Annotated in this window: 11 protein-coding genes and 1 pseudogene; 6 read left to right on the top strand and 6 right to left on the bottom strand. The window is 58.9% G+C overall.

Annotated elements, in window-relative coordinates:
* The first annotated feature begins 27 nt into the window (after positions 1–27).
* The 4 genes from IRT44_RS03265 (at position 28) to eno (ending at position 4932) form a co-directional block, all read left to right on the top strand.
* Positions 28–1212, top strand: coding sequence for a phosphoglycerate kinase (locus tag IRT44_RS03265; RefSeq protein ID WP_171566323.1), 1185 nt, complete (start codon positions 28–30; stop codon positions 1210–1212).
* Positions 1213–1226: 14 nt separating this feature from the next.
* Positions 1227–1994 (top strand): triose-phosphate isomerase, encoded by a 768-nt coding sequence (tpiA, locus tag IRT44_RS03260; protein ID WP_171566347.1) that lies wholly within the window; start codon positions 1227–1229, stop codon positions 1992–1994.
* A 13-nt stretch (positions 1995–2007) separates the two neighbouring features.
* The gene (gpmI, locus tag IRT44_RS03255; protein WP_171566322.1) at positions 2008–3549 is read left to right on the top strand and encodes a 2,3-bisphosphoglycerate-independent phosphoglycerate mutase; all 1542 of its coding nucleotides are present in this window, start codon (positions 2008–2010) and stop codon (positions 3547–3549) included.
* A 96-nt stretch (positions 3550–3645) separates the two neighbouring features.
* Positions 3646–4932, top strand: a complete 1287-nt coding sequence (eno, locus tag IRT44_RS03250) for a phosphopyruvate hydratase (protein WP_171566321.1) — start codon at positions 3646–3648, stop codon at positions 4930–4932.
* 93 nt (positions 4933–5025) lie between these two features.
* Here the strand turns inward: eno and IRT44_RS03245 are convergent, their stop codons facing one another.
* Genes IRT44_RS03245 through IRT44_RS03235 form a run of 3 tightly spaced genes read right to left on the bottom strand, consistent with a single transcriptional unit; the run spans position 5026 to position 7915 of the window.
* Positions 5026–5850 carry an ABC transporter ATP-binding protein gene (locus IRT44_RS03245; RefSeq protein ID WP_171566320.1) on the bottom strand — a complete coding sequence of 275 codons (825 nt, stop codon included), beginning with the start codon at positions 5848–5850 and terminating at the stop codon, positions 5026–5028.
* 20 nt (positions 5851–5870) lie between these two features.
* Positions 5871–6908, bottom strand: coding sequence for a FecCD family ABC transporter permease (locus tag IRT44_RS03240; protein WP_171566319.1), 1038 nt, complete (start codon positions 6906–6908; stop codon positions 5871–5873).
* Positions 6905–7915 (bottom strand): FecCD family ABC transporter permease, encoded by a 1011-nt coding sequence (locus tag IRT44_RS03235; RefSeq protein WP_230077443.1) that lies wholly within the window; start codon positions 7913–7915, stop codon positions 6905–6907. The genes IRT44_RS03240 and IRT44_RS03235 overlap by 4 nt, the downstream gene beginning before the upstream one ends.
* Before the next feature lie 196 nt (positions 7916–8111).
* Here IRT44_RS03235 and IRT44_RS03230 point away from each other — a divergent pair, with 196 nt between their 5' ends.
* Entirely contained in the window at positions 8112–9116 is a 1005-nt protein-coding gene (locus IRT44_RS03230) for an ABC transporter substrate-binding protein (protein WP_171566317.1), read from the top strand.
* Positions 9117–9180: 64 nt separating this feature from the next.
* On the opposite strand, the pseudogene IRT44_RS03225 reads toward IRT44_RS03230, so the two are convergent.
* The 3 genes and pseudogenes from IRT44_RS03225 to IRT44_RS03215 all read right to left on the bottom strand — a co-directional run bounded on the left by IRT44_RS03225 (position 9181) and on the right by IRT44_RS03215 (position 11118).
* Positions 9181–9893: pseudogene (locus IRT44_RS03225) on the bottom strand (ABC transporter permease).
* Between the two features lie 21 nt (positions 9894–9914).
* The gene (locus IRT44_RS03220; RefSeq protein WP_230077442.1) at positions 9915–10652 is read right to left on the bottom strand and encodes an ABC transporter ATP-binding protein; all 738 of its coding nucleotides are present in this window, start codon (positions 10650–10652) and stop codon (positions 9915–9917) included.
* 76 nt (positions 10653–10728) lie between these two features.
* Complete coding sequence (locus tag IRT44_RS03215; RefSeq protein WP_171566314.1) at positions 10729–11118, bottom strand: YqzM family protein; 390 nt, start codon at positions 11116–11118, stop codon at positions 10729–10731.
* Between the two features lie 207 nt (positions 11119–11325).
* On the opposite strand from IRT44_RS03215, the gene secG reads away from it, so the two are divergent.
* Positions 11326–11568, top strand: a complete 243-nt coding sequence (gene secG, locus IRT44_RS03210) for a preprotein translocase subunit SecG (RefSeq protein ID WP_029098168.1) — start codon at positions 11326–11328, stop codon at positions 11566–11568.
* Positions 11569–11696: the final 128 nt, after the last annotated feature.

The raw sequence follows: 11696 nt of genomic DNA, 5'->3' as shown, positions 1-11696 counted from the left end.
AAGCCATAGTTGTGGGGAGGATCGTTCATGAACAAGAAGTCTATCCGTGATGTGAACCTGGCAGGTAAGCGCGTTTTCTGCCGCGTCGACTTCAACGTACCGATGCAGGACGGCGTGATTACCGACGACACGCGCATCCGTGCCGCCCTGCCGACGATTCGTTTCTTGCTGGATGCAGGCGCCAAGGTGATTCTCGCCAGCCATTTTGGCCGTCCGAAAGGGCAGGTGGTCGAAGAAATGCGCCTCACGCCTGTTGCTGCCCATCTTTCAGCACTGCTCGGCAAAGAGGTACAGAAGCTGGATGACTCTGTCGGTCCCGACGTGGAAGCAGCCGTCGCCAACATGCAAAACGGCGACGTGATCCTTCTGGAAAACGTGCGTTTCCATGCAGGTGAGGAAAAGAACGATCCTGAACTGGCACAACGCTTTGCGCAGCTGGCCGATGTGTTCGTCAACGACGCGTTTGGGGCGGCACACCGCGCCCATGCGTCCACGGCGGGCATCGCCCAGTACATCCCGGCAGTAGCGGGCCTGTTGATGGAAAAGGAAATCCGCTTCCTGGGCGGCGCCCTGACCCGTCCGGAGCGTCCGTTTACGGCCATTGTCGGCGGCGCAAAGGTTAAAGATAAAATTGCCGTAATCGAAAACCTGTTGACCAAGGTGGATCATCTGATCATCGGCGGCGGCATGGCCAACACCTTCCTCAAGGCAAAAGGGTACGGCATCGGCGCCTCCCTCTGCGAGGACGACAAGCTGGATCTGGCCCGTTCGCTGATGGCACAGGCCGAGGAGCGCGGCGTCCAACTGCTGATGCCGGTGGATGTAGTGGTGGCGGACCGCTTCGCGCCTGACGCACAGAAACAGACCGTCTCCGTCGACGCGATTCCGGACGGATGGATGGCGCTCGATATCGGCCCGAAAACGGTGGAACGCTACCGCAGCGTGATCGTCGATTCCCGTACGGTTGTGTGGAACGGGCCAATGGGCGTGTTTGAGATGGACGCCTTCGCCCACGGGACGATTGGCGTAGCTCAGGCGATGGCCGACTGCTCCGGCACGACGATCATCGGCGGCGGCGACTCCGTGGCAGCCGTGGAGAAAGCAGGCGTGGCGGAAAAAATGACGCACATTTCCACCGGCGGCGGTGCTTCCCTGGAATTCATGGAAGGCAAGGAACTGCCCGGCGTGGCCGTGCTCGAGGACAACGAATAGGGAGGGCGATTCCTCTGAGAACCCCAATTATCGCTGGAAACTGGAAAATGTACAAAACGATTGCCGAAGCCGTCCGCTTCGTCCAGGAGGCGAAAGCGGGCAGCGCTCCGGCTGGCGTGGAACAGGTGATTTGCGCGCCGTTTACGGCTCTGGCTGCCCTGGCAGAGGAGCTCAAGGGCACCTCGATCGCCCTGGGGGCGCAAAACGTTCACTTTGAGGAGCAGGGCGCCTTTACCGGTGAGGTCAGCCCGCTGATGCTCAAGGAGATCGGCGTCCGCTACGTGATCATTGGTCACTCGGAACGGCGGCAGTATTTCAACGAATCGGACGAGACCGTCAACAAAAAGGTGCTGGCTGCCCTGAAGCACGGCATCAAGCCAATCGTCTGCGTGGGCGAAAGCCTGGAGCAGCGGGAGGCGGGGGAAACCGCCGCAGTCGTGCGCAGTCAGACCGAAGCGGCGCTGGCCGGCGTGGAGGCCAACCAGTTGGCAGACGTAGTGATCGCCTACGAACCGATCTGGGCGATCGGCACGGGCAAATCGTCCACGGCGGAAGACGCCAACGAGACGATCGCGATCATCCGCGGCACGATTGCCGATCGGTTTGGCCAGGCAGCTGCCCAGACCGTGCGCATCCAGTACGGCGGCAGCGTGAAGCCGGAGAACATCGACAGTTTCATGGCGCAGCCGGACATTGACGGAGCGCTGGTGGGCGGTGCCAGCCTGACGGCGGACAGCTACCTGCAGTTGGTGTCCAAAGCCGCCGCACAGCGTCAGTCGTAAGGAGGAAAGTCAGATGGCACATCGACCCAAACCGGTCGCACTCATCATTCTGGACGGCTTTGCGCTGCGGGAAGAAACCTACGGCAACGCAGTGGCGCAGGCCAACAAGCCCAACTTTGACCGCTATTGGCAGCAGTATCCCCACGCCACGCTGCAGGCGAGCGGACTGGCTGTCGGGCTGCCGGAAGGGCAGATGGGCAACTCCGAAGTCGGCCACCTGAACATCGGGGCAGGCCGCGTGGTGTACCAGGATTTGACCCGGATCTCCAAAGAGATTCGCGAAGGCGCCTTTTTCGAAAACGAAACGCTGATCGGCGCATTCCGCCACGCCAAGGAACACGGCAAGCAGGTGCACCTGTTCGGCCTGATTTCCGACGGCGGCGTGCACAGCCACATCGAGCATTTGTACGCACTGTTGGAGCTGGCCAAACGGCAAAATGTCGACCGCGTCTTCATCCACGGTTTTCTCGACGGGCGTGACGTGGCGCCGGACAGCGCCGTCGGCTACATCGAGGAACTGCAGGGCAAAATCGCCGAGCTCGGCGTGGGCAAAATTGCCACCGTGCAGGGACGCTACTACGCGATGGACCGGGACAAGCGCTGGGAGCGAATCGAAAAGGCGTACCGGGCAATGGTGTACGCGGATGCACCGGCTTACACCGACCCGATTCAGGCAGTCAAGGAATCGTACGAGAAGTCGATCATGGACGAGTTTGTGATGCCGACGGTGATCGTGGACGAGCAGGGCAAGCCGGTTACCACCATCCAGAGCGGCGATTCGATCATCTTTTTCAACTTCCGGCCGGACCGTGCGATTCAGATTTCGCAGGCGTTCACCAATGACGACTTCCGCGGCTTCGACCGGGGTGAGGGGCATCCGCGCAACCTCCACTTCGTCTGCCTGACGCATTTTTCCGAGACGGTGAACGGCTATGTAGCCTACAAACCGACCAACCTGGACAACACGCTGGGCGAAGTGCTGGCGCAGCACGGATTGAAGCAGCTTCGCATCGCCGAGACGGAAAAATACCCGCACGTCACCTTCTTTTTCAGCGGCGGACGTGAGCAGGAGTTTCCCGGCGAGACGCGCATCCTGATTCCGTCGCCCAAAGTGGCCACCTACGACCTGAAGCCGGAGATGAGTGCGCCGGAAGTGACGGAAGCGGTGCTGAAAGAGATCGAAGCGGAACGTTTCGACGCGATCATCCTCAACTTCGCCAATTGCGACATGGTGGGTCACTCCGGCTTAATGGAGCCGACGATCAAGGCAGTGGAAACCGTGGACGAATGCCTCGGCAAAGTGGTGGACGCCATCCTCGCCAAAGGCGGCGCAGCGATCATCACGGCTGACCACGGCAATGCCGACCTGATGCTGGATGAAGCAGGACGGCCGGTAACGTCCCACAGCACCTTCCCCGTGCCGGTAATCGTCACGAAGGAAGGCGTGACACTGCGGGAAGACGGCATTTTGGCCGACCTGTCGCCGACCATGCTGGAGCTGTTGGGTCTGCCGCAGCCGGCGGAAATGACCGGGAAATCGCTGATCGCCAAGTAAACAGCCAAGAAGACGAACCAGGCCAACGACGAACGCCGCACCCGCGAGTCCCAGGCTGGTGCGGGGTTCTCCAACATAACAAAGGAGATGGTCACAATGACGATGATTACCGACATTTACGCACGCGAAATCATGGACTCCCGCGGCAATCCGACCGTGGAAGTAGAGGTGTATCTGGAAGACGGCTCCATGGGCCGTGCAGCCGTTCCGTCCGGCGCATCCACAGGCGCGTACGAAGCAGTGGAACTGCGCGACGGTGACAAGAGCCGCTACCTCGGCAAAGGGGTACTGAAAGCGGTGGAGAACGTCAACGAGATTATCGCGCCGGAACTGATCGGCATGGACGCGCTGGATCAAGTGGGCATCGACACGGCGATGATCCAACTGGATGGCACCCCGAACAAAGGCAAACTGGGCGCCAACGCGATTCTCGGCGTCTCCATGGCAGTCGCCCGCGCCGCAGCTGCGTCCCTGGGCGTTTCCCTCTACAACTACCTGGGCGGCTTCAACGCCAAGACCCTGCCGGTGCCGATGATGAACATTCTCAACGGCGGCAAGCACGCAGACAACACGGTGGACATCCAGGAGTTCATGGTGATGCCGGTCGGAGCCGAATCGTTCAAGGAAGCACTGCGCATGGGTGCGGAAATTTTCCACTCGCTGAAAAAAGTGCTCGCTGCCAAAGGCATGAACACGGCAGTAGGGGACGAGGGCGGCTTTGCGCCTAACCTGAAATCCAACGAAGAAGCGATCACCACCATTCTGGAAGCGATCAAGGCGGCTGGCTACGAGCCGGGCAAAGACGTCTTCCTGGCGCTGGATGTGGCCGCTACCGAAATGTACAAGGACGGCAAGTACCACTTTGAAGGTGAAGGCGTCGTGAAGACGACGGAAGAAATGATCGCCTTCTACGAAGACCTGGTGAGCAAGTACCCGATCATCTCCATTGAAGACGGTCTCTCCGAAGACGACTGGGACGGCTGGAAAGTGCTGACCGAGCGCCTCGGCGGCAAAGTACAGCTCGTCGGCGACGACCTGTTCGTGACCAACACCGAGCGTCTGGCGCGCGGGATTGAAAATGCGACCGGCAACTCCATCCTGGTAAAAGTAAACCAGATCGGTACGCTGACCGAAACCTTTGACGCCATCGAGATGGCGAAGCGGGCCGGCTACACCGCAGTCATCTCTCACCGCTCCGGTGAAACGGAAGACTCCACCATCGCTGACATCGCGGTTGCGACCAACGCCGGCCAGATCAAAACAGGGGCTCCGTCCCGCACAGACCGCGTGGCCAAGTACAACCAACTGCTGCGCATCGAAGACGAGCTGGGCGACACCGCACGCTTCGGCGGCCGCAACGCTTTCTACAATCTGAAGAAGTAAGCCCATTCGCGGCAACGCAAAAAAGGTGCTTTCCCTCTGAGGGAAAGCACCTTTTTTTGTTCGTTTATCGTGTACCGATCGATCGGGCCGCATCTATGCGTGCACCATCTGTCTCGGCTCAGCTGCAGTGGTCAACCGGCTTTTGCTGAACGGGATGCACATCGGCGTGCCGTAGAGCGGATCGCGTGTGATCTGACACTCCATCTGAAACACGTGGCGGACCATTTCTTCTGTCATGACCGCGTCCGGGCTGCCCTCGGCGTACACGCTCCGGTTGTGCACGGCGACGATGTGGTGAGCGTAACGGCATGCCAGGTTCAAGTCGTGCAGTACCATGACGATCGTGCGCTGTTCCGTCCGGTTCAGTTCGTACAGCAGGTCGAGGATCTCAATTTGGTGCGCCATGTCCAGGTAGGTGGTCGGTTCGTCCAACAGGATGGTCTCCGTCCCCTGGGCCAAGGTCATCGCGATCCAGGCACGCTGCCGCTGTCCGCCTGACAGCGAGTCGACGGGCTGGTTGGCCAATTCGGTCAGTTGGGTGGCGGCCAGCGCCTTGGTCACCATCCGTTCATCTTCCTCCGACCACTGCTGCAGCCAACTCTGGTACGGATAGCGCCCCTGCTTGACGAGCTGCAGGACGGTCAAGCCTTCCGGAGCTGTCGGCCCTTGGGGCAGAATCGCCAGCCGCTTGGCCACTTCCTTGGTCGACTGCTTGGCGATCGACTCGCCGTCGAGCAGGATCGCCCCTTGCTTGGGCTTCAACAACCGGGCAAGCGAGCGCAGCAAGGTGGATTTGCCGCTGCCGTTGCTGCCGATGAAAACCGTGATCTGCCCGCGCGGGATGCGCAGATCAAGTGCTTCGATGATATTCCGTTCGCCGTAGGACAACGTCAACTGACGGGTTTCCAAGGCATGCACGCTGCTTCTCTCCTTTCAGCTTACCGGTTACGGTTTTTGTAGAGCAGGAAGATGAAAAACGGTGCCCCTACCGCTGAGGTAAAGACGCCGACAGGGATGTCGATCGGGGAAAAGGCCGTTCGCGCGATCAAATCGGCAATCAGCAGGATCAGGCTGCCGATCAGGGCGGATACAGGCAGGGCGCCTCCAAACGAGGGGCCGACCAGCATTTTGGCGATGTGCGGCGCCAGCAGGGCGACAAAGCTGATTTCTCCGCCGACGGAGACAGCCGCCCCGGTTAACGCGGCACAGATGAGTAACAGCGCAAAGCGGTCGAATTGAACCAGGCTGCCCACGCTGGTCGCCACTTCGTCGCCCAACTGCTGGACGTTGACACGGCGGGCGAGCAGCGCAGCCAGCGCGATCAGGCCGACAACCCACGGTCCGATCATCTTCACGTCGTTCCAGTCGACGCCGTAGATGCTGCCGGTAAGCCACAGGGTGGCCTTGTTTTGCAGGACAAACGGACTGAACAGGATCAGCACCGTAATGACTGCGCTGGCGGCGATTTTGATGCCCACGCCGATGAGCACCAGCCTTAGCGGCGTCACTCCTTTTTTCCAGGCGAGCGCGTACAGGATCAATGTCGTCAGCGTCGCTCCCAGAAACGCGACAGGGGGAAGCCACTGGATGCTGACCGATTCAAAGTAGAGCAGAAAGGCGACAGCCGCAACCGCAGCGCCTCCCGTTACCCCGAGAATGTCTGGCGCAGCCAGGGGATTGCGGACGATTCCCTGCAGAATCGCCCCGGCTGCTCCCAGCGCGGCACCCACCAACAGGCCGATGACGACGCGGGGGAGGCGAAACTGCGTTACGATTAGCGCATCCTGCTCCTCTCCCATACCCAGAAACGCCTTTACGACGTTGAGGGGAGAGATGTTCATTTCGCCCATCCCCAGGCTGACTACCATGACGGCCGCGGTCAGCAGCAGGCAGACGGCGGCGCACAACAGCGACTTCTTGTGAATGTGGAAGGAAAAGGAGCCTTTTTTGTTGCGCAGCGACAGATACGACTTCATTTTTTCTCCAGCCCCTTTCTCGCCACGTAGATGAAGAACGGGATGCCGACCAGAGCGGTCATCGCTCCGATGGGCACTTCCGCAGGCTTGGCGATGAAACGGGCGGCGATGTCCGCTGCAAGCAGGATGGCGGAACCGAGGATGCCGCTGTACAAGAACACCCACCGCGTGTCCACCCCGACCAGGTAGCGGGCGAGATGCGGCGTGACCAGTCCGACGAAGCCGATCGGCCCTGCCACGGCGACTGAAGCGCCGGAAAGCAGGACGATCACCACGCCGGTCATGACTTTTACCAGCAGGGTTCGCTGCCCCAGTCCCTTGGCCACGTCATCGCCCATCAGCAGGGTCTGGATCGGACGGGCGAGCAGGAAGGCTCCCACCCAGGCCGCTGCCATGTACGGAAAGACGGCTTGCAAAAACTCCAGCTTGCGTCCCCCCACCGAACCGGAGAGCCAGAACAGCACCTCGTCCAGTGCCTTTTCGTTCAGGACGAGCATGCCGTGCCGGGCGGATGCGGCCAATGCGGTGATGGCTGCACCGGCCAGCGTCAGCTTGACCGGCGTCAGGCCGTCCCGACCCAGCGATCCCAAGAGGTAGACGACGAGGCCGCTGGCCGCGGCGCCCAGAAAGGAAATCCAGGTAAACGCGGTAAGGGAGCTGATGCCGACAAACGTCACCGCAAACACAACAAACAGGGCGGCTCCGGCGTTGAGGCCGAACAGTTCGACGTCGGCCACCGGGTTACGCGTCAGCGATTGCAGCAGTGCGCCGGCGATGCCCAGGCTGGCTCCGACGGCGAGGGCATTCAGCACACGCGGGACGCGAACTTCCTTGATGACGATGTGTTCATTGGAACCGTTGAAGTGCGTGTAGGCGTCAATCGCCGTTTGCCAACTGGTGTCGATGACGCCGAAGATGAGGCTGAAGTAACTCAAATATAATAGAAGGAACAGGCCGATACAGACGCCAGCGATTTTGAGCGGATTGCTGTGGAGTAACGATTTCATTGTCTTCATCCTTGGGTGACGATTTCTACTGTTCTTATCACATTTCAGTGTAGTTCTTGCCGGCGTGGATTGTCAATGATTTTGAGATTCATTATCACTATTTTTGCAGTTGACTTCATCTGACCCTGGTAGTAGGATATTGGGTGTAAATGAGTTTAATTCTCATTATCATCAAGAATAGAAGGGAGTCAATTTCATGTTTTCTCGTACATACCGCACAGTACGCGGCAAAGCGTTTTTTGCCCTGCTGATGGCCCTGCTGCTGATCGTCACCGGTTGCGGCGGCGGACAGCAGGCAGCCGACCAAAAACCGGCTGACCAAACGCAAGCTCAACAGCCTGCGGGCAGCTCCGATCAATCCTACACGGTGAAACACGCCATGGGGGAAACCAAGATTCCGGGCACTCCGCAGCGCGTAGTCGTCCTCACCTCGCAGGGGGTGGAAACGCTGGTAGCTCTCGGTGTTAAGCCTGTGGGCGCGGTCGGTTCCTGGACAGATCCGACGACCTTTTACGATTTCGTGAAGCCGCACCTGGAAGGCACCAAAACGCTTGGTACCGAGTCCCAGCCGAACATTGAAGCGATCGCGGCGCTGAAGCCGGACCTGATCCTCGGCATGAAGTTCCGCCACGAAAAGATTTACCAGCAGCTGACTGCCATCGCGCCGACTGTCTTCGTGGAAGAACCGCGCGGCGACTGGAAAGAAAACTTCATGCTGTACGCGGAAGCGCTCAACAAGAAAGCAGAAGGCGAAAAAGTGCTGGCCGATTGGAACAAGCGCGTTGAAGAGTTCAAGGCGAAAGTGGGCGACAAGGCGAAGACCAAAGTCTCTCTCGTTCGCTTCATGCCCGGCCGTGTACGCATCTACTACAACGACACGTTTGCCGGCACGATCATGAAAGACCTGGGCGTAGCTCGTCCGGAGTCGCAAAACAAAGAAGAATTCGCCGCCGAAGTGACCAAAGAGCGGATTCCGGAAATGGACGGCGACATCATGTTCTACTTCTCCTACGAGACGGGAGACGGTGAAGCGACCAAGTTGGAAAAAGAGTGGACCAACGATCCGCTGTGGAAAAACCTGAACGTGGTGAAAAACAACAAAGCGTTCAAAGTGGACGACACGATTTGGAACACCTCTGGCGGCGTAATCTGTGCCAACAAAGTGGTGGACGAACTGGAAAAATACCTGCTCCAACAATAGTGAGAGCGACAGGCTGCCGGGATTCATTCCCGGCAGCCTGCTTTTTGCCCGGTGATCGCACGCGTTACGGAATCAGCATGGATTCGCGGGTAAACCAGAGCCGGTAGCACAGCAGGCTGACCAGCACGGCTGAGATTGCGGCGGACGAAGAAAAGGCGAACATGATCATAATCTGGTAGCGCACGGCATCGAGCGGATTGGCTCCGGCGATAATCATGCCGGTCATGGTGCCGGGAAGCTGCACCAGCCCGATCGTCTTCATCGTGTCGAAGGTGGGGATCATGCTGGCTTTTACGGTCCGTTTCAACACGTCGTGAATCGCCTGCCGCTTGGTTGCGCCCAGGCAGAGCAACGTCTCAATCTCGCCGCGGGCGGTGTTCATTTCACGCTTCATGTGACTGAGAAACAGGCCGCTGACCAGCATCGCATTGCCGATGATCATGCCGGAGAGGGGGATCAGGTACTGCGGTGTCGGTTCGATCAGCCCCAGCAATAGCAGCAGTCCCATCGTCACAACCGTCGAAGTTGTCAGTGTGGCGGCGATGCGCCAGAGTACACCCGGCACCAGGAGGCGACGGCGATCATCATGGTGAGCACCAGCGCCAGATAGACGGGGTGGTCGGCGTGAAACACGACCTGCAGCACGTACCCGATCACCAGCAGTTGGACGGCACAGCGAACCGTGCTGATCACGATTTCCTTTTCCAGGCCGAGCTTCTGCCATAGGGACAGCAGCAGCGCGATCAGGACAAACGATATCGACAGCCACAGCGACATTGATGACATCCCTATTTCCTCCTATCCCTCCTGGATGGCGGCGGCCAAAAATCGGCGCGCCTCCTCCGAAGCGGGAGCGTCAAAAAACAAATCGCTCGACGCATCCTCCAGCAGCCGGCCGTCTGCCATGAACCAGACCCGCTGGCCGATGGAACGCGCCTGCTCCCAGTCGTGCGTAACCCAGATGAGTGTGGTGCCCTCCCGGCGGTGCAGGTCGGCCAGCAGCTGTTCGGTCGCCTGTTTGCTGAGCGCATCCAGCGAGGCGGTCACTTCGTCCAGCAGCAGTACGGTCGGCCGCAGCAGCAGCGAGCGGACCAACGCGACGCGCTGTTTTTCCCCGCCGGAAAGCTGGTCGGCCGGTTTGTACCAATCCAGTCCGCCCAGTCCCAACTGCTCCATCCATGCCCGGGCCTGATCGGCAGGAAAGGAACGCTGGTGCAGGCGGCTGATCGTCCGCAGGTTGTCCTCCACGCTGCCCGGCAGCATGACCGGCTGTTGGGCGACGTAGCTCATCGTCATGCGCCAGCGTTCCGGCGTCCATTGTTCCGGAGGTTTTCCCGCCAGCCGGACGCTCCCGCTGTCCGGGCGGGTGAGAAGGGCCAGGATGCGCAGCAGGGTGCTTTTGCCCTGTCCCGACTTCCCCAGGATGTGGATGATGGCCGGCTCTTTCACCACCGCCGACAGGTCGGCGAACAGCCAGCCGTCGGGCCCTGACGACGACCGTTTGCCCAGTTGTTCCAGTTCCAGCAGCGGTGCCATCTGCTGTTCCTCCTCTCGAGAAATGAGAAAACACCGGAGATGTCTCCGGTGTGTAACGCCGCGGCTGTCTATGTAATTACTTGTGCTGGGCCAGCCACTCGGCAACTGCCTGGATTTCCGGTTGTTTTTTCAGGACGCCGGCGGGCATGCCGCCTTTTCCTTCCTTGATGATTTTGGCAATATCATCTGCGCTGTACTTGCTGCCCGCTGTGGTCAGGGCTGGGCCGAAAGCCCCTTCCAGGTTTTGACCGTGACAGGATGCACAGTTTGCTTTGTACACGGCTTCCGCGTCAATTTTGGCCGTTTGCCCGCCATCCTGGGCCTCTTCGCCGTGTTTCGGGAAAATGGCGGAACCGACAAGAGCAATAAGAAAAACAAGGAACAAGATGCCAAACGAAGTAAAAAAGGCCTTCGCGGAGTCAACCACGTCATTTTGATTCATGTCTTTTTTGTTGGAACCAGCCATATAACTAGGACCTCCTACGGCAAGTATAACGGTACAACTGCAATTTTACGGCAAAATCGTGACAGTTGCAAGGAAACGGAAAAACAGACATAGAACGTACACAATTTTTGGATAAATCCCCGTCAATTAACCAGGGTTGCTGATCCGATCCAACTGTGGTAGAGTGGAAGTAATAGTTTCTTCACGTTTGTTTTGAGGTGAATACAGATGGTATTGGCTGCGAAAATCTTACTTGTGATCGCAAGTATTGGCTTAATTCTTGTCGTATTGCTGCAATCCGGAAAAAGCGCCGGGCTCTCTGGGGCGATCGGCGGCGGCGCGGAACAACTGATGGGCAAGCAGAAGGCCCGCGGAATTGACGCTTTGCTCGGCAAACTGACCGTTGTGTTTGCCGTGCTGTTCATGGTGTTTGCCATTCTGCTCGGGTATTTCTTGAGAAGCGGTGCGTAACATACATGTTTGCCAAAGGCAGCAAGTTTGACTTGCTGTCTTTTTTCTATTAGGATTGCCTACGGCGTAATCGGAGAATACTGAATACTACATACTACATAGATGAAGCAAAGTCGCGGCAAAGCATG

The sequence above is a fragment of the Brevibacillus sedimenti genome (genome assembly GCF_020923495.1).
Lineage (GTDB): Bacteria > Bacillota > Bacilli > Brevibacillales > Brevibacillaceae > Brevibacillus > Brevibacillus aydinogluensis.
The sequence above is the reverse complement of the archived record's forward strand: the minus strand, read 5'-3'. Positions and strand labels throughout refer to the sequence as shown.